Origin of the sequence: Nocardia sp. JMUB6875, from assembly GCF_041154655.1 — a bacterium.
GTDB lineage: Bacteria > Actinomycetota > Actinomycetes > Mycobacteriales > Mycobacteriaceae > Nocardia.
On record NZ_BAAFGR010000029.1, the window covers coordinates 21,094 to 37,674 of the forward strand.

A 16,581-nucleotide genomic window follows, 5' to 3' on the forward strand; every position below is an offset into this window, starting at 1 on the left:
AACTCATTCCCGCGCCGACGGTCTGAGTGCGTCCGGCATCCGGTCGAGGACCGGTACCGGGGAAGATGGCCCACAGCCTAGCAGCGTGGTGATGGCCGTGCGGGACGGTTTCACCAAGAGGCTGGCCGGTTTCAACCAGCGGGCCGGGCCGGATTCATTTCAACGGATAGCGCGGATATTCCGGATCATCCAGCCCGGGATGACCGGCGTCCGACGGCGGCACCGGATCCGGCTCATCGGAGTATCCGGTGACGTGGAACTGCGCGAGCAGCAGCTGCGGCGAACCCGCGGGCGTCCGCATGAGCGATCCGGTGCAAGCCACGACCACCCAGCCACCGCCCTTGCGCCGCAGGCGAATTCCCGGGACGGAGACGACCTCGGTGCGCCCGGTGAAGATGCCCTCCGCCGCTTCGAAGATGCGCCGGACATCCTCGGGATGCGGTGTGTCGCGCTGGTCGACCTGGCCCTTCCACTGGACGTCGGTCATCGGATCGGTGATCCAGCGCAATAGCCGCATCTTCGCGACATCGAGCATCGCCATGTGTACCGAGGTCATGCGCGGAATCGCGGCCAAGGCGGCGGCTTCCAAGCTGTCGGTGCGAACCCCTTCCGCCGCAGGGGTTTCGAACAGGATGCCACGCCATAGGTGGGCGTCCGCGGCGGTGGCTCCGGAGGTCATCACCAGCTGGGCCGGGAGTCGAGAGCCGTTGGCGGCCATGGTGACCGCGCCGTCCCAGTCCGCGTCCGGCCGTTGCGAGAGCAGGGCTTCGAACAGCGACAGGGCATCGACCGGTTCGAGGAACCGGAAGACTTCGGGGGCCGTGAGTCGCGTGCGCGGAGTCCCGGCGGCCAGCGCGGGCGGGATGTCGGCGATGCGGCGCTGGGCATCCCATTCGAATCCGAACGCGGACAATGGGGGAGTCGACGGGGTCGATTCAATCGTGCTCAGCCACAGGTGAATTCCGTGCAGCGAGGCATCCGGGCCGACCACCGGCAGCAGGCGCGCGTGGATTTCGCGGCCGGAACGCAGCATCATCGACGCGGTGCGCGGGCCCGGCCGCACGCGCAGTTCCTCGATCACCGTCCGCAGCCACCGCGCGGCATCGGCGCCTGGCGCCTTGCCCGCGCCGACGAGCTCGGTCACGGTGCGCTCGAACGATGTTCGCGCCCGCGGTTCGCCGTCGCGCGCGATGACACTGAGCCGGTCGGGCCCGAGCGTCTCGACCAGTGTCCAACCCTGCTTCGTCACCGGTGCCCCGCTCGCCGCCCTGAGGAAAGATGATCGCCGTGCACACTACCCGCGTCGCCACCCCCGCCGACCTGAACTCCTGTGCCACGGTGCTCGCGCAGGCCTTCGCCGACGATCCGCTCATGTCCACCATCTGGCCCGATCCGGTGCGCCGAAAGGCCGCGCTGCCAGGCTATTTCGCGGCCTCGCTGCGGCATTTCCACCTGCCCGCCGGCGGTGTGCAGCTCGCCACCGATCGCGAGGATCGCATTTGCGCTGTCGCCGTGTGGGATCCGCCGGGCGCCTGGGATCAGCCGATCACCCGTACCCTGCGCGCGCTGTCCGACCTGCTGCCCGCGCTGCGCACGCGCACCGCCGCGGCCATCGCGATCCGCCGGGCCCTCGACGAGCGGCACCCCCGCGAGCCGGAGCACTGGTACCTCGCCAATCTCGGCACCGCGCCGACCCATCGCGGTCAGGGCTACGCGGCCGCGCTGCTCGCCGACCGCGCCGAGACCGCGCCCGACCGGGGTCAGTATTTGGTGTGCACGAAGCAGGAGAACGTCGCGTACTACGAGCGATTCGGCTTCAAGGTGACCGGGGAATTCCAGCTGCCGCTTGGGGCGCACCCCACCATGTGGGCCATGTGGCGCAACCCGGCGCTCGGCTGAGCCCCCACCCTCGACGCGACCTGGATCTCACATGCGGGTAGCCGGAGATTGTGATACCGAGCCGCTGGATAGCATCGTTCCACGTAGAGATCGAGGAAACCCCGAGGACGTGTGTTGACTACCGAACATCTTGACCGCTGGAACGCCCACGAGGCCGCGGCGGAGGCGATGATCCCGATCATCGGGAAGCTGTACCGGGACAAGGGGGTGACGATCCTGCTGCACAGCCGTTCGCTGGTGAACAAGTCGGTGATCAGCATCCTGCGGACCCACCGGTTCGCGCGGCAGATCGAGGGCGAGGAGCTCTCGATCGACGAGACCTTCCCGTTCCTCGAGGTGCTCAGCGCCCTGGACCTGGGCCCGAGCAAGATCGATCTGGGCCGCCTGGTCATGGCCTACCGCGCCGATACGCGCGGACTGTCAGTGCCGGAGTTCACCGCCGACGTGCTGGCCGACATCATCGACGGCAACAAGGCACAGCCGCAGGGACCGCGCGATGTCGTGCTCTACGGCTTCGGCCGCATCGGCCGCCTGGTGGCCCGGCTGCTCATCGAGAAGGTGGGCTCGGGCAACGGCCTGAACCTGCGCGCGGTCGTGGTGCGCAAGGGCGGCGAGGAGGACCTGGTCAAGCGTGCCTCGCTGCTGCGGCGCGATTCGGTGCACGGGAAGTTCAACGGCACCATCAAGGTCGACGCCGAGAACTCCACGATCATCGCCAACGGCAACGTGATCAAGTTCATCTACAGCGACTCCCCGGCGGCGATCGACTACACCGAGTACGGCGTCAACGACGCCATCCTGATCGACAACACCGGCAAGTGGCGCGACCGTGAGGGCCTCGAGAAGCACCTGCGCCCCGGCATCGCGAAGGTCGTGCTGACCGCGCCGGGCAAGGGCGATGTGCCGAACATCGTGCACGGCGTCAACCACCGCGAGCTGGATCTGACCCAGCAGATCTACTCCTGCGCCTCCTGCACCACCAATGCGATCGTGCCGCCGCTCAAGGCCATGGAGGACGAGTTCGGCATCGTGCGTGGGCACGTGGAGACGGTGCACTCGTTCACCAATGACCAGAACCTGCTGGACAACTACCACAAGTCCGATCGCCGCGGCCGGTCCGCGCCGTTCAACCTGGTGCTCACCGAGACCGGCGCGCAGTCCGCGGTGAAGAAGGCCATGCCGGACTTCGCCGCCAAGATCACCGGCAGCTCGATTCGCGTTCCCACACCGGATGTCTCGGTCGCGATCCTGAATTTGCAGCTGCGCCGCGAGACCACCAAGGACGAGGTGCTCGAGTACCTGCGCGGGGTGTCGCTGTCGGGTCCGCTGAGCCGCAATCTGGATTTCACGGCCGCCACCGATGTGGTGTCCAGCGATTTCATCGGCTCGCGGGCGGCGTCGATCGTGGATGCCAACGCCACCATCGTCGATGGTGACACCGCGATCCTGTACCTGTGGTACGACAACGAATTCGGTTACTCGTGCCAGGTGGTGCGGACCGTGCAGTACATCTCGGGCATCGAATACCCGACCTACCCGCAGCTGGGCGAGGACGCGCTCGTCGCGGTCGGATAGTCCAGCGGCACAAGCGAATCGGGCCCGGGCAGTGTTGCTGCCCGGGCCCTTCGCGCTAGCTGAGGGTTGTCACCGCGCTAGCTCGGGGTGACCGGCTGCCAGCACACCACGCGGGCGGGTTGCGGGGTGACCGTCGCGCCCGCGGGCATCGCGCATTTGCTGGTATCGGTGGTGCCGTCGAAGCGGCCGCCGATCTGGACCGTGACGCCGTTGTCGGTCTTGGCGGCGCAGTCGACCGGGGTGATCTGGTTGACGTCGGCCTGCATGCTGTAGCAGTCGCCCACCTGGACATTGGGGGCGAAGCAGAGCGAATGCTTGCCGTCGGTCAGCACGAAATAGGCGGCGTCCTTGAGCTTTCCGTCCGGACAGGTGGCGCCGTTGGTGACCGAGGCGGCCAGTTCGTAGACGGCGGCATGGTCGGCGCAGGAGGCGGGCGGGATCTTGCCGATCTGGGCCGCGCGATAGTCCTTGGCGGTGACGCAATTGCCGACGGCCAGCTCGGGATCGTGGTGGGTGGCCTCGGAGGTGCTCGTCCGGCTGATGCTGGCCAGTAGCCCGAGCGCGAGGATCAGCACGCCCGCGATGGCGACGATGGTGCCGGGTTTGGCCTGCGATCGCGATCGCAGGACGAGTCCCGCGACCAGCACTACCGCTCCGACCGCCGGCAGCACGATTTGCCCAATGCTCACTGTCTGTCTTTCCTTCCGGTCCGAGGACGGACACGGGCAGGAAGTTACCCCGAGACGGGGAGTGACCGGACGGTTTTGAAATGAACTTGTTCCGGAAATTTCGAGACTACTGGTCGGCGAGCTTGCCCGCCGGGTAGCGCAGGTGGTCGGTCTGGGTGCTCTTGAGGCGGCACTTCGTCAGGTTCACCACCACCAGGATCGCGGCGACCGCGAGCGCGGTCAGCAGGAACCGCTGATCGCGCGGATCGAGCACGGCCAGCACGATCAACCCGGTCATGAAGGTGACGATATTGATCATCGCGAACGCCACCTGCTGATTCGGATTCAGCGTCTTGGTGGTCTCGGACATTTGCGACTCTCCTCGGATCACGAACTGCGCCACGGAATGACTGACGAATCCGACGCTAACAACGCGCAACGGCCGCGCTACAGGGACAAACGCCCTCGAAGCGCGGCCGTGACGGCGGTGATTACCGGGTGCAGTTGTGGACGAACGGCAGCTTCTCCGACCAGCGCTGCGAGTTGGGGTCGTAGGCCTGGATGTAAGCGTCGTTGACCTTCTTGCAGGAGGAGCCGAAGCCGCTGGTGGGGTCCCACATATTGGTCTCGTAGCCGAAGGAGGCCCCGGCGTAGCCGTTGTGGGCGCCCGCGGTCACGGTGTAGGTGGCCAGCCGAGTTCCGTTGTTGCTGTTGACGATCAGGGTGATGGTGCCGTTGTTGAAGTGGTCACCGTTGATCTTGTACTGGCTGCCCGAGTCGGAGACGACCGTGCAGACATCGCCGGTGCACTTGTTGCCGGAGACGTAGGTGGTCAGCCAGATGTTCAGCGACGCCTTACGCGACGCCGCTGCGGCATTGTCGTCCTTGGCCTGCTGCCGGACCGCGGTGGTCACGCACACCACGTCGCCGTCATAGGCCTCGCGCCAGACGAACCCGTTGACGCAGGTATTGGGTCCGTAAGCGCCGCCCCCGGCCCGCCGCGACCCGGCAGCCGCGTTATCGGCGCGAGCCTGATCACGCGTGGCGGGCTTCACGCAGACATGATCGGCCGCATTGGCTTCCCGCCAGACATACCCCTCCTGACAGGTATCGGGCCCATAGTCGCCGCCCGCATTGGCGACCCCCATGCTCCCCAGAAATCCGAGACTTGCGGTACCGACGACGGCCGCTGCGAGCGCGGCGCGGGCGGCGGTACGGACGTGAGTGGCGATCATCGGTGTGCATTCCTTCGTGTGGTGCTGATCGTGTGCACCGAGAATGCGAGCCCCGACTAACGGCCAACCAACGGAAAACTCATTGCTTATCGGGCTTGTTCGCGGCCGGTGGCGAACAGGAGGAGGGTGGCGATGGGGGCCTCTAGCGGTTGGCCGGTGCCTGCGGACCAGTTGGTGTCGGTGGCGATGAGGCGATGGGTGGCCAGGGTTTTGCGAATGCCGAAGGTGCGGGCGTGACGGATGCGGTCGAGGGCGACTCGGGCTGCGGCGGTGGGGATTTCGCGGGAGAGGCCGAGGGGGATCGCGATGTCCTGGCCGTGGACCAGGAGGTCCATGAGGCGGTCGGCCGGGGTGGTGCCGGGTGGGGTCGTGCGGTGGTTGATGGTGGCGTGGAGTTGGGACAGGAGGTCTGGGGTGGTGGATTGGCGTGCGTGGCGGATTGCGGTGTCGCGGATCATGGCGTGGAGGTTGCCGCGGGCGCGGATCAGGCCGAGTAGTAGGGCGGAGAAGGTCGGGTCGGCGGAGAGGATGATGTGGGCGACTACGTCGCGGATTCGCCAACTGTCGCACAGTGATTCGTGGTTCCACTGGGCCTCGGACAGGGTGGTCAGCAGGGCGTGCAGGGTGGTGCGTTCGGTGGCGACGGCGTGCCAGATGCGCTCGGGGGTCATCGATTCGGTGGTGGTCATGAGGGTCTCCCGGGTTGGTGGTCCCAGTACCGTAGGAATTCCAGCCGGGTGGAGGTTCTAGTGAATGTGACCCATGGCATACGCCCTCGCGGGTGGATCGGTATCGGCGAGTTGTCGCGGCGCACGGGCGTGCCGGTGCGGACGATCCGGTTCTATTGCGATGAAGGGGTTCTGGAGTCGGAACGGAGTTCGGGCGGGCATCGGGCGTTCGATCCCGTGGCCGCGGCGGACCGGCTCGCATTGGTGCGCAGGCTGCGCGGGCTGGGTTTGGGGCTCGGCGCGATCGCGGAGGTGCTGGGCGGGACACGCAGTGTGGCCGAGGCGGCGGCGGCCGAGCGGCGGGCGGTGGAGGCCGAGCTGGGTGAGCTGACCCGCCGGTGTGAAGTGCTGCGGGCGGTCACCGATCCGGGGCGCGCGCACCGGGAGGTGACGGCGTTCTGGTCGCGGATTCTGGAACCGTTGCCCGCCGAGCTGTTCGACGCGTTCCTCGAGATGAACGCGCCCGCGCCGACCGCGGAGCCGGATCCGCGTCGGCTGCTCGCCTATGGCGAACTGGTCGGGATGCTCAGCGAGCCGGGACTGTCCGCCGTCATGTCCCGGCTGCTGTGGCGGTCGGACCCGGCCGGGGTCCGGCATCCGCGGGCGCTGCTCACCGGCGTCGCCGAGGCGTGCGAAGCCGTCGGCGGGCTGCTCGCGGCACATGAACCACCGCGACCGGGAGCCGAACTGGACCGGTTCGTCGCGGCGCACGCGCGGGCGCGCGGGGTGCGCGATACGGCCGGTCTGCGCCGGCGGCTGCTGTCCGGCGCGACCGATTCCGATGAGCGCGTCCAGCGCTACTGGAACTTGACCGCGGAGATCACCGGCACCGTGACGACCGGTGCCGCCCACTATTGGTTGTACGAGGCGCTGACCCGATCGGCTTAGGCGTCAGGGGTTTTCGTTGGCGGTGTCCGACAGCCAGTTGCGCAGCCAGGCGGTGGCCGTGGTGCCATTGCCGTCGACCACGTAGCGCGGGTAGGACTGGTGCACGCCCGACGCCAGGAACTGCTGGACCTGGCGCAGCCACTGTTCGTGGGTGGGGTTGTCGGAGGGGGCGGACATGATTGCCGACCAGCCGGGCATCAGCGCCTCGGCGAGGATGGACTGCAGGGTCAGCAGGTAGCTCGGGATCTGCAGCGGATCCTCGGCGGTGAGCTGGGTGAGCAGACCCGCCGAGCGCCCGGCCAGATCGTCGGTGGGGACCGAGCAGTACAGGTCGCCCGCGGCGCAGAAGGTGCGGACCTTCGGGCTGAGCCAGCCGAAGCCGCCCGCCCGCGCGCCGCCCGCGCCGGTGCCGGGAACGTGGGGACCGACGATGGCGTCGGTGGGGGAGCGGCGCGGATCGGACACCAGGCCCACCGCGGCCACCCGGTCGGGCGGGATGACGCCGAGCCCGGTGCCGATCTCGGAGGCGAGATCACCCGCTGCGTCGGCGCCCTGGCTGTAGCCGATGAGGGCGAAACGTGTTGCGGCGCAGCGGGCGGCGGTGCCGGCGATCATGGCGCGGGCCGCGTTCACCGCCTCGCGCTTGGAGTGGCCGTAGACCTCGCCGTCCCAGGGGAAGGCGGTGGCCGGATAGCTGACGTAGTCGGTGCGGACGGTGCCGGGCAGTCCGCGGGTGACCTGGGCGAGCATGCCCTGCTTCGGGGCGTCCTTGGAGGTCTCCCAGGTGCCGGGCACCGCGATGACATTGAGGCCGGGGCAATCGGCGGGGGCCGCCTGGGCGCCGGGTGCGCCGGTGGCCGTGAGGATTCCGGCCGCGGCCGCCAGCACCGCCGCGAGCGCGCCGCCCGCTACTTTGCGGGATCGCGCTGTTGTTTTGAAGGATCGCACTGTTCGAAAGGACAAGGTTCGCACCCCTTGTTCGGATCGTTCGGTCGACTTCTCCCCATAACGCGGGGGTTGGTTCCCGTGCGCGTCCTCGGTGCTGTCATCGGTGCATAACGGCGGGTTTGCCTGATCGGAGGGCGGCACGTCGAGGCGAACATACCAAAGGAACTGGTTGGTCCGGCGGCGACTTGACAGAGAAACGCCGAGAGCCGGACAAACCGGATTCGCGAGGGAGCGAAGGAACTTCGAGCGCCGCGTAATCCGGTGAATTCCGAGACCGGACGCACTTATGTCGAATGGCTGTCGCGGTGCGCCGCTCATCGCGTTGTGCCGACCGTTTGCGGATTCGAATTCGCTATCAGTTGTCGGCCGGGTGACTCGGACCGGCATCTGTGGAAGCATTGCGGCTCGGGAGTCGCCCCGCACGGGAAATTCCGGACGATGAGTCCGCGAATCGGCGGGGTGTCGGGAAGGGAGTCGGCTGCTGTGACGGGCCGAATGAACAACACCGGAAGCCGGTCGCGGATACCGCTTCCCACCTTCGGTGACGTGCTGCGGAAGCTACGCGAGGAACGCGGGGCCTCCCGGGAGCGGCTGGCCTTCGGCGCCGGGGTGAGCGCCAGCTATGTCGCACAGCTGGAACAGGGCGGTAAGGCGAAACCGACCCGGTCCGTGGTGGAGGCGCTGGTGCGCTGTCTGGAACGCTGGAATCCGGTGTCGGCCAGCGAACTCCGCTATCTCCACGATCTGGCCGGGCTCGGGACCACGGAATATCCGACGGTCGAGGAGTTGAAGAACTCGTTGAGCGAGGACGCCCTGCGCGCCCTGGACCTGCATTCCCCGAAGCTGGCCGCGCTGTACGACACCCGGGGAAATGTGCTGGCCGGGAACGAGGAGTGGGCCGCCGCCTTTTCGGGGCTGCGCGAGAACGGGAATCTCTTTCGCTGGATGTTCGCGGACCCGATCGCCCGAAAGGTATTGGCCGATTGGGAATCCGAGGTCCGGCAATCGATCGGCTGGCTGCGCGGCACCGTCGGCGCGGCGGCCGATCTGAGCGGATATGCCGAGATAATGCGCGAGCTCGCCGAATTCCCCGAGTTTCGCGCCTTCTGGAACGAGGGCGGCGTGGGATTCGCGCCGCCGGTCCGGACATTGCGGTTGCGGGATCGGAACACGGGCGCGCTGCGGCGGTTCCGGGTACAGGTCGGGCTGCTGGAGAACACGCCCTACGCGGGCCACATCGTGGGCACAGTGGGCATACCGGTCTGAGCTGGGGCTCTGCCGATCTGGAACTCAGGCCGCGGGGCGCAGGATCACGACCGGGATCTCGCGCTCGGCCCAGGCCTGGTAGGTCTCGAAGTCGGCGTAGGCCTGCACCAGTAGCGGCCACAACCGCGCGCGCTGCTCGGCATCGGCCGTGACGGCATGCACCGCGAACCGCCGCGGCCCCACCTGAACGTGGGTGTCCGGGTGCGCGACCAGATTGCGATACCACTGCGGATGCTTGGGCAGCCCGCCCTGCGAAGCGACCACCACGGTGTCGGGGCCGTCGGTGATGTACAGCAGCGGCACGGTGTAGACGGTCCCGCTCTTGCGGCCGCGGTGCTCGAGCAGCAGCGTCGGCACCGGCTTGCGGAAGCCCGCCCCGATGCGCCACTTGCCGCCGATCCGGCCGCCGGTGCGGCGGTAGAGCCAGACCTGTGCCTTACCAACGTGTTTGAAGATCTTGGGCAGGACGGGGGAGTCGAGTTGGGCGGGCCGGGGCGGGATGGTCGTCATGGGTTTCCTTTCGCCGTCTCGACCATACAGTCACTGCCATGTGTATGGTCAAGCCTCGGCGGTAACCTCGGCACGACTGATCGTGAGCGAAAGGACAGCGATCCGGTGCGCACGCATGGATGGTCCGGGGCGGCACCCGCCGACGACGCGGAGGCCGTCGAACGCATCGTGGCCGCGGCGCGGCGGGCCATCGACCGTTCGGGCGAGGAGTTCAGCATTGCCGAGGTGGCCCGCGATCTCGGCGTCACCCGGCAGACGGTGTACCGCTATTTCCCCAGTGCCGAAGCGCTTCTGACGGCGACCGCGATCGCGCAGACCGAACACTTCCTGGATGTGCTGGCCGAGCGGGTCGGGGATATCAGCGATCCGGCGACCGCGGTGGTGGAGGGCATCGCCTACACGCTCGAGCGGCTGCCGGAGGAGAAGTATCTCGGGTTGTTGTTGCGCCCGGGCCGGGCCAGCGCGTTCTCGGCGGGCGTAACTTCCGATACCGCACGGTCTTTCGGGCGGTCGCTGCTGGAGCGCTACTCGGTGGATTGGGCGGCGGCCGGATTCTCCGATAATGATCTCGACGAACTCGTGGAACACATGTTGCGGATCGTGCAATCGTTCGTCATCGATCCGGGGCGACCGCCGCGGCGCGGCAACGAGATTCGCAGCTATCTCTCGAGATGGGTTGCGCCCGCCCTGGGTTCGAGGTGATTTACGCAGGCTGAAGCCCCGCGCGCCTTTCTCGGCGTACGAGGGGATTGCAATTGTGCGACCAATGGTATGTTTTTTAATTCCTTTGGAGTTCACCGTGTTTCGACCGGGTAAACCCTACCATTGCCGTGGGGACGACAACGGAAGGATCACACCATGTCGTTGATACCCGGCGCCTCCGCTATCGGGCGCGGATTCAATATTCTGGGCACCTATGACGCGAAGTCGCTCACGTGGCAGATAGTCAATCTTGGTCCGGCTAGCAAGACCTGGGAATTCAAACCCACCGGGACCACCTATGAAGTGCCGGAGAACGCCCGGCCGATCGAGTGGACCCACACCACGGGAACATCCTACGTATACAACACGGTTGAGCAGTTCCAATCGCATTTCTCGCAGAAGGCCGGTGTCAAGGCCTCGTACGGCGGCTTCAGCGGACAGTTCGATCTGGCGTACCAGAAGACTGTAAATACCGACCAGTCATACTATTACGGTGGATTCGAAGCCGAGTACACCGCATGGGAACTCGCCGTCGAAAATGCCTCGCAGTCCTGGCTGACTCCGGAGTTCCGCGACGATCCCGATGTGAAGAATCTGCCGAGTACCTTTACGCCGGAGAATCAAGAACAATTCTTCGCGGTGTTCCGTAAGTGGGGAACCCATGTGGTCACCCACGTCGTGGTGGGCGGCAGCCTCGACTACTACGAGGCGGTGCAGACCAGCTACTCCAGCAACCAGCAGCAGATCAGCGCCAACATCGAACTCGAGTACAAGGCCGTGTTCACCTCGAGCAAGGCCGAATCCCATACGCAGTGGGAGACGCTCGGGAAGAACTGGTCGAACAGCCGCGTGGTGCGGGTGATGACGGCCGGCGGTGATCCGAAGTTCGCGATGGATCACCTGAATCCGTCCTACGGCGACAACCACAACGTGATGTTCAGCCAGTGGACCGATTCGATCATGTCCTATCCGGGCGTCATGCGGTTCATCCTGCGTCCGCTGAGCGTGCTGTTCTCCGGCAACCAGGCCAAGGCGGTGGGGAATGCGCTGGAGGCCTACGTCAATGGCGCGATCCTGGTCATGGCCGACACCGCGTACACGCCCGGCACCGCCCCCGGGCCCGGCAATGTGTCGACCAATTTCGGCATCATCACCAATGGCAATGTGGCGATCTCGCATCCGGCGGTGGAGCCGCCGCCCCCGCATGTGGTCAAGCCCGGGGTGGCCGCGCCGGTGGGCGGATACCAGCTGGCGCTGTACGACGACAACTACGTGCCGTTCATGGTCCACACCTACTACCAGACCTATGTCGGGCACACGCTGAAGCCGAATCCCGACATCTACAAGGCGATGATGGCCGATATCGACGCCGTCACCCAGCGCGGGTACATCGCCGCGGTCAGCGGTTTCGGGGTCGATCTGCAGAACTATCCGTCACCGGAATTCCAGCGCTGGCTATTGAGCATCGGCGCGAACATGGACCAGTGGAAGAAGTTCCGCGGCTATACCGATCAGGCCGGATCGGCCTGCTACGTGGTGGTGGGCAAGCAGGGGCTCGCGCCCGGGCACGCCATCGAAATGCTACAGGCGGTGTACTCGCCGAGTGACTGGATGCGGGAGCCGTATTTGTTCAATATGAACCCGTCGGCGCTGGGGCTGACCTACGGGCGCACCGCGCAGAAGCGGGCCGGAACGCATGTCTACGGTTCGCTGCTGCCGCCGGAAAAGGAGGAGCACAAGCACAAGCCGGAGAAGCGCCACTAGCCGGTAAGTAGATCCAATCCCGTGCACCGGCCGCATTCGCGGCGGCCGGTGCATCGGCGTGCGTGCGGGATTCGGTGTGCGGCGGATTCTTACACGCCTTTGTCATTCGTTTGAACAACGTTTGATTCTCGGTGCGCAGGATGCCTGTGAGCCGCTCGGAAGCGCCGGGCGGGAACGGGTGAGGGAGCGACGGGATGCGCGCCGGAATACGGTCATGGGCGAGTTTCGCGGCGGTCGCGGCCATTGCGGCCGGACTGGTCACGGGATGCGATGCGGGAGAGAAGAATTCGAGTGCGGCGCCGTCGTGGTGTCCGACGGTGGAGGGTTACGCGGTGGATTGCGGCACCGTGGAACGGCCATTGGTCGAAGGCAATCCCGGACTCGGCACCGTGAATGTGGGGTACGCGCTGATCAGGCATAGTGGCAACGGCGCCGCAAAGGGCGCGATCCTGCCCAATCCGGGTGGGCCCGGGGTACCGATGATCGCGCATGCCGCCGAGGCGGTGAAGCTCTCGGCCGAAATGCTGAGCGACCACGATGTGCTGCTCATCGATCCGCGCGGCACCGGGGTGTCGGATGCGCTCGATTGCGGTGTGGGAGAGGACGAATTCCAGCTGGGCACCCGCGAGCAACAGCGGGAGGCCGTGGGCCGGTGCGCGGATCGGTTGGGGGACAAGGCTGCCGGATACACCTCGGCGGCTACCGTCGACGACTTCGACGCGGTACGTGCGCGATTGGGGATCGACAAGGTGATTCCCTACGGCATCTCGTATGGCACCTATCTGCTGCCCATCTACGCGCAGCGGCATCCCGAGCATGTGAGTGCCATGATTCTGTCGGGCGCGTACCCGCACGACCACGATCCGTTGCAGCGGCCCAATGCCGAAGCGGTTTCGCTTGCCCTGCAACGCATCTGCGAGCGCAGCGGGGTGTGCGACGGCAACCGCGCGGTGGAGGATCTGAGGACCGTGGCCGCGCGATTGCGGGAGCGGCCGATCACCGTGCAGGCCAAGGGGCGCGTGGTGCTGGACGAGGCCAAGCTGGCGAGCCTGGTGTTCGAGGCTGCCACCAGCAATGTGGGCGCGGATCCGACCGCGATGACCCCGCTCGGCATGCTGCCCGCCGCATTGCATTCGGCCGTGCGGGGCGACGACAGCGGGCTGATCGAGTTCGTGAAGCTGACCACGATCGAACCCGGGTACGAGAACATCGGGCTCTACATCACGGTGGCCTGCAACGACTATCAGCCGCTCTGGTCGCGGGAGGCCAGTGTCCCGGAGCGTGAGCAGCAATACCGGGCCGCGTTGACCCGGGCGGCCGGACAGTTCGGGGCGTTCAGCGCCGAGGGCTTCGCGGGCGGTCAGCGCGACGGCGGCGACGCCTGCCTGCGCTGGCCCGGTATCCCGGGCCACCAGCGGCCCGCCGATGTTCGCACTCCCATGCCCGATGTCCCGGTGCTGGTGCTCTCCGGTGATCTGGACGCCATCACCCCCGACGCCAACGGCAAGCTGGCGGCGGCGAAATTCCCCCGGTCGACGTTCATCTCGGTGCCGAACACCGGGCACGTGCCGGACCTCGAGCCGAGCGGGTGCGTGGTCGGCCTGATCGCGGGGTTCGTGCGCACCGGCACCGTGCAGGGCGCGGAGTGCGTCGCGTCGGTGCCGCCGATCGCCGTGGCGCCGGTCACGAACTGACGGGTGGATTGCTGTGAATATGCCCGCCACCGACCAGACTGGCCCCGTGACATCAGCGAAAGTGCTCGTGGTCGAGGACGATCCGAATGTGCGCAGCACCCTGGAACAGTTGCTGCGGTTCGAGGGATACCTGGTCAGCCTGGCCGGTGACGGGCGGGAGGCGCTCGATCTGCTCGAGACCGACCGCCCGGACCTGGCGGTGGTGGATGTGGTGATGCCGCGGCTGGACGGGCTGTCGCTGTGCCGGACGCTGCGGCGGCGCGGCGACCGATTGCCGATCCTGGTGCTCACCGCGCGCGGGCAGGTCGGCGATCGGGTGGCCGGGCTCGACGCCGGGGCCGACGACTATCTGGCCAAGCCGTTCGACACCGAGGAACTGCTCGCCCGGCTGCGGGCACTGCTGCGCCGCAGCGCGCCCGACGAGCCCGCGGTGCTGACGGTCGCCGACCTGACGCTGAACCCGGCGACGCGGGAGGTACGGCGCGGGGATCGGGAGCTGGAGCTGACCCGCACCGAGTTCGACGTGCTGGAGCTGCTGCTGCGCAACGCGCCGGTGGTGCTCACCAGAAGCCAGATCTACGAGCACATCTGGGGCTTCGACTTCGAGACCGAGTCGCGGTCGCTGGACGTGTACATCGGGTATCTGCGGCGCAAGACCGAGGAGGGCGGCGGGTCGCGGCTGATCCAGACCGTCCGCAATGTCGGCTACACCGTGAAGGCGCTGTGATGCGTACCCGGCTCACGCTGGTGGTGTTCGGCGCGACGGTGGTGGCGATCGTGGTCGCACTGGTGACGGCGTACCGCAGCGTTTCACCGCTGGTCGCGGCTCAGGTGGATCGCGGGTTGGTGGATCGGGCCGATACGGTTCTCGCCTTGCTGGGTGAGGGCTCGCCGGGGTCGGGTGGGACGGCCTTGGCGGCGTCGAAGTTGCCGGTGCGGGTCGATATGACCGAACAGCTGCTGCTCCCGGACGGCACCGTGCTGCCGCTGACTCCGGGACGAGATCCCTTGCCGGTCAATGACTCCGATCTTGCCGTTGCGCGCGGCGGGACCGGCTCCGCCGAGACGGAGGTGACGGTCGGCGCGGTGTCCTACGGGGTGCTGACCAAGGCGCGGCCGGGCGGCGGCGCGGTCATGGTCGGCCAGAACTACGCCGAGGTCGAGCGCGTCGACCGTGAATTCCTCTGGCGCACAGCCTCGATCACGGCTGCCGCGGTGCTGTTGGTCGCACTGGCCGCCTGGCTGGCGATCGGCCGGATCCTGCGCCCCATGCGGCGGCTGGCCCATGCGACACAACGGATCACGACCACCCGTGACCTCTCCACCGTCCTCCCCGAGGCGGGCCGCGACGAGGTCGGCGACCTGACCCGCGACTTCAACGCCATGCTCGCGGCCCTGAGACTGTCGCGGGCACAACAGCATCGACTGGTCCAGGACGCCGGACACGAGCTACGCACCCCGCTCACCTCGGTACGCGGCAGCGCCGAACTGCTGCACCGCGCGAAGGGACGACTCGAACCGGCGGATGAATCCCAGGTGCTCACCACCCTGGTGCAGGAGGCCAAGGCGCTCGACGCTCTCGTCGGCGAACTCGTCGAATTGGCAACCGACCAGCACGCCGACGAGCAGCCCGCGGAACTCGAGCTCCCCGAACTCGCCGAGGCCAGTGCCGAACGCTTCCGTCGCCGCACCGGCCGCACCATCACCATCTCCGCCGAGGATCCGGTCGCCGTCATCGCCCGCCCACGAGCCCTGTCCCGCTGCATCGACAACCTCCTCGACAACGCTCTCAAGTTCAGCCCCGCCGACACCGCCGTCGAAATCCGGATCCGTGGAACCGAATTGGCGGTACTCGACCACGGCCCCGGCATCGACCCCGCCGACCAGGGCTCCGTCTTCGACCGCTTCTACCGCGCCGACCGCACCCGCTCCACCCCGGGCTCGGGCCTGGGCCTGGCCATCGTGCACGACATCGTCACCGCGCACGCGGGATCGGTCTTCGCGGCCGCGCGCCCCGGCGGCGGGGCCGAGGTCGGCTTCCGATTGCCGTCGGCCGTCCACCCTCGGATTGACAGGAATATGTAGATCGGTCTACTTTTCTCGCATGGGACAGAAGGGCGCCGAGACGCGGGACCGGTTGCTGGACGCGACGCAGGAATTGGTCGAGGCCGCAGGGTATTTCGGCACCGGGCTCAATCAGGTGATCGCGCACAGCGGCGCCCCGCGGGGTTCGCTGTACTTCCACTTCCCCGGCGGCAAGGACCAGCTGGTGGGGGAGTCCGTGCGCAGGGCCGGGGCGGCCATCGGCGATTCCCTTGGGGCGCTGGCCGATTCCGACGTGTCCACCGTCGAGTTCATCCAGCGGGTGCTGCGGCAGCTGGGCGACCGGCTGGAGGAATCGGAGTGGCGGAAGGGCTGCCCGGTCGCCACCGTGGCACTCGAGACGGCCGCTTCCCATGATTCGATTCAGCAGGCGTGTTCGGAGGTCTACTCCGGGTGGGAGGACACCGTGCGCGCCCGATTGGCCGGGCAGCCCGGGGCCGACGACCTCGCGACCACGATTCTCGCGTTGATCGAGGGTGCGCTGCTGCTGGCCAGGGCGCATCGCAGCCGCGAACCGCTGAAACGGGTGGGCAGGCAGCTCGCCGTCTGGTTGGGCTGATCCCGGGCCGGCGTCATCGTCGGCCTTCTTTTCTACCTGAAA

General features: G+C 67.3%; 17 protein-coding genes. 10 read left to right on the forward strand and 7 right to left on the reverse strand.

The annotated features are described in order from the left end of the window. Positions 1-154 precede the first annotated feature (154 nt). Positions 155-1,249, reverse strand: a complete 1,095-nt coding sequence (locus ACAM49_RS10195) for a GAF domain-containing protein (protein WP_369635211.1) — start codon at positions 1,247-1,249, stop codon at positions 155-157. A 38-nt stretch (positions 1,250-1,287) separates the two neighbouring features. Here ACAM49_RS10195 and ACAM49_RS10200 point away from each other — a divergent pair, with 38 nt between their 5' ends. Together ACAM49_RS10200 and ACAM49_RS10205 are read left to right on the forward strand one after the other, a co-directional pair. Further along, a complete protein-coding gene (locus ACAM49_RS10200; RefSeq protein ID WP_369635212.1) occupies positions 1,288-1,899 on the forward strand; it encodes a GNAT family N-acetyltransferase in 612 nt (203 codons plus the stop codon). Between the two features lie 114 nt (positions 1,900-2,013). Continuing rightward, positions 2,014-3,474, forward strand: coding sequence for a glyceraldehyde-3-phosphate dehydrogenase (locus tag ACAM49_RS10205; RefSeq protein WP_369635213.1), 1,461 nt, complete (start codon positions 2,014-2,016; stop codon positions 3,472-3,474). 77 nt (positions 3,475-3,551) lie between these two features. Here the strand turns inward: ACAM49_RS10205 and ACAM49_RS10210 are convergent, their stop codons facing one another. The 4 genes from ACAM49_RS10210 to ACAM49_RS10225 form a co-directional block, all read right to left on the reverse strand. After that, positions 3,552-4,163, reverse strand: coding sequence for a hypothetical protein (locus ACAM49_RS10210; RefSeq protein ID WP_369635214.1), 612 nt, complete (start codon positions 4,161-4,163; stop codon positions 3,552-3,554). A gap of 106 nt (positions 4,164-4,269) precedes the next feature. Next, entirely contained in the window at positions 4,270-4,512 is a 243-nt protein-coding gene (locus tag ACAM49_RS10215) for a hypothetical protein (RefSeq protein ID WP_369635215.1), read from the reverse strand. A gap of 121 nt (positions 4,513-4,633) precedes the next feature. Then, positions 4,634-5,377, reverse strand: coding sequence for a hypothetical protein (locus ACAM49_RS10220; RefSeq protein WP_369635216.1), 744 nt, complete (start codon positions 5,375-5,377; stop codon positions 4,634-4,636). An 86-nt stretch (positions 5,378-5,463) separates the two neighbouring features. Further along, positions 5,464-6,066, reverse strand: coding sequence for a maleylpyruvate isomerase family mycothiol-dependent enzyme (locus ACAM49_RS10225; protein WP_369635217.1), 603 nt, complete (start codon positions 6,064-6,066; stop codon positions 5,464-5,466). A gap of 60 nt (positions 6,067-6,126) precedes the next feature. Here ACAM49_RS10225 and ACAM49_RS10230 point away from each other — a divergent pair, with 60 nt between their 5' ends. Then, the gene (locus tag ACAM49_RS10230; protein WP_369635218.1) at positions 6,127-6,993 is read left to right on the forward strand and encodes a MerR family transcriptional regulator; all 867 of its coding nucleotides are present in this window, start codon (positions 6,127-6,129) and stop codon (positions 6,991-6,993) included. A gap of 3 nt (positions 6,994-6,996) precedes the next feature. Here ACAM49_RS10230 and ACAM49_RS10235 read toward each other — a convergent pair whose 3' ends face one another. Next, complete coding sequence (locus ACAM49_RS10235) at positions 6,997-7,941, reverse strand: cutinase family protein (protein ID WP_369635219.1); 945 nt, start codon at positions 7,939-7,941, stop codon at positions 6,997-6,999. Between the two features lie 546 nt (positions 7,942-8,487). On the opposite strand from ACAM49_RS10235, the gene ACAM49_RS10240 reads away from it, so the two are divergent. After that, a complete protein-coding gene (locus tag ACAM49_RS10240) occupies positions 8,488-9,207 on the forward strand; it encodes a helix-turn-helix domain-containing protein (RefSeq protein WP_369635220.1) in 720 nt (239 codons plus the stop codon). 24 nt (positions 9,208-9,231) lie between these two features. On the opposite strand, the gene ACAM49_RS10245 is transcribed toward ACAM49_RS10240, so the two are convergent. Then, the gene (locus ACAM49_RS10245) at positions 9,232-9,717 is read right to left on the reverse strand and encodes a nitroreductase family deazaflavin-dependent oxidoreductase (protein ID WP_369635221.1); all 486 of its coding nucleotides are present in this window, start codon (positions 9,715-9,717) and stop codon (positions 9,232-9,234) included. 105 nt (positions 9,718-9,822) lie between these two features. Here ACAM49_RS10245 and ACAM49_RS10250 point away from each other — a divergent pair, with 105 nt between their 5' ends. From ACAM49_RS10250 to ACAM49_RS10275, 6 genes are all read left to right on the forward strand, one after another. After that, positions 9,823-10,419: a TetR/AcrR family transcriptional regulator gene (locus tag ACAM49_RS10250; protein ID WP_369635222.1), complete on the forward strand. Its 597-nt coding sequence runs from the start codon at positions 9,823-9,825 to the stop codon at positions 10,417-10,419. Between the two features lie 156 nt (positions 10,420-10,575). Further along, positions 10,576-12,183, forward strand: a complete 1,608-nt coding sequence (locus ACAM49_RS10255; RefSeq protein WP_369635223.1) for an MAC/perforin domain-containing protein — start codon at positions 10,576-10,578, stop codon at positions 12,181-12,183. Between the two features lie 194 nt (positions 12,184-12,377). Next, on the forward strand, positions 12,378-13,877 hold the full coding sequence (locus tag ACAM49_RS10260) for an alpha/beta fold hydrolase (RefSeq protein ID WP_369635224.1): 1,500 nt from the start codon (positions 12,378-12,380) through the stop codon (positions 13,875-13,877). A gap of 46 nt (positions 13,878-13,923) precedes the next feature. Further along, positions 13,924-14,604, forward strand: a complete 681-nt coding sequence (locus tag ACAM49_RS10265; RefSeq protein ID WP_369635225.1) for a response regulator transcription factor — start codon at positions 13,924-13,926, stop codon at positions 14,602-14,604. Then, the gene (locus tag ACAM49_RS10270) at positions 14,604-15,962 is read left to right on the forward strand and encodes an ATP-binding protein (protein ID WP_369635226.1); all 1,359 of its coding nucleotides are present in this window, start codon (positions 14,604-14,606) and stop codon (positions 15,960-15,962) included. The genes ACAM49_RS10265 and ACAM49_RS10270 overlap by 1 nt, the downstream gene beginning before the upstream one ends. 19 nt (positions 15,963-15,981) lie before the next feature. Continuing rightward, positions 15,982-16,539: a TetR/AcrR family transcriptional regulator gene (locus tag ACAM49_RS10275; RefSeq protein ID WP_369635227.1), complete on the forward strand. Its 558-nt coding sequence runs from the start codon at positions 15,982-15,984 to the stop codon at positions 16,537-16,539. The last annotated feature ends 42 nt before the right edge of the window (positions 16,540-16,581 follow it).

Excerpts from the sequence above, each read along its gene's own strand:
- ACAM49_RS10255 (WP_369635223.1), top strand. The coding sequence starts at position 10,576 with ATGTCGTTGATACCCGGCGCCTCCGCTATCGGGCGCGGATTCAATATT.
- ACAM49_RS10245 (WP_369635221.1), bottom strand. The coding sequence starts at position 9,717 with ATGACGACCATCCCGCCCCGGCCCGCCCAACTCGACTCCCCCGTCCTG.
- ACAM49_RS10270 (WP_369635226.1), top strand. The coding sequence starts at position 14,604 with ATGCGTACCCGGCTCACGCTGGTGGTGTTCGGCGCGACGGTGGTGGCG.
- ACAM49_RS10260 (WP_369635224.1), top strand. The coding sequence starts at position 12,378 with ATGCGCGCCGGAATACGGTCATGGGCGAGTTTCGCGGCGGTCGCGGCC.
- ACAM49_RS10215 (WP_369635215.1), bottom strand. The coding sequence starts at position 4,512 with ATGTCCGAGACCACCAAGACGCTGAATCCGAATCAGCAGGTGGCGTTC.
- ACAM49_RS10275 (WP_369635227.1), top strand. The coding sequence starts at position 15,982 with ATGGGACAGAAGGGCGCCGAGACGCGGGACCGGTTGCTGGACGCGACG.
- ACAM49_RS10225 (WP_369635217.1), bottom strand. The coding sequence starts at position 6,066 with ATGACCACCACCGAATCGATGACCCCCGAGCGCATCTGGCACGCCGTC.
- ACAM49_RS10220 (WP_369635216.1), bottom strand. The coding sequence starts at position 5,377 with ATGATCGCCACTCACGTCCGTACCGCCGCCCGCGCCGCGCTCGCAGCG.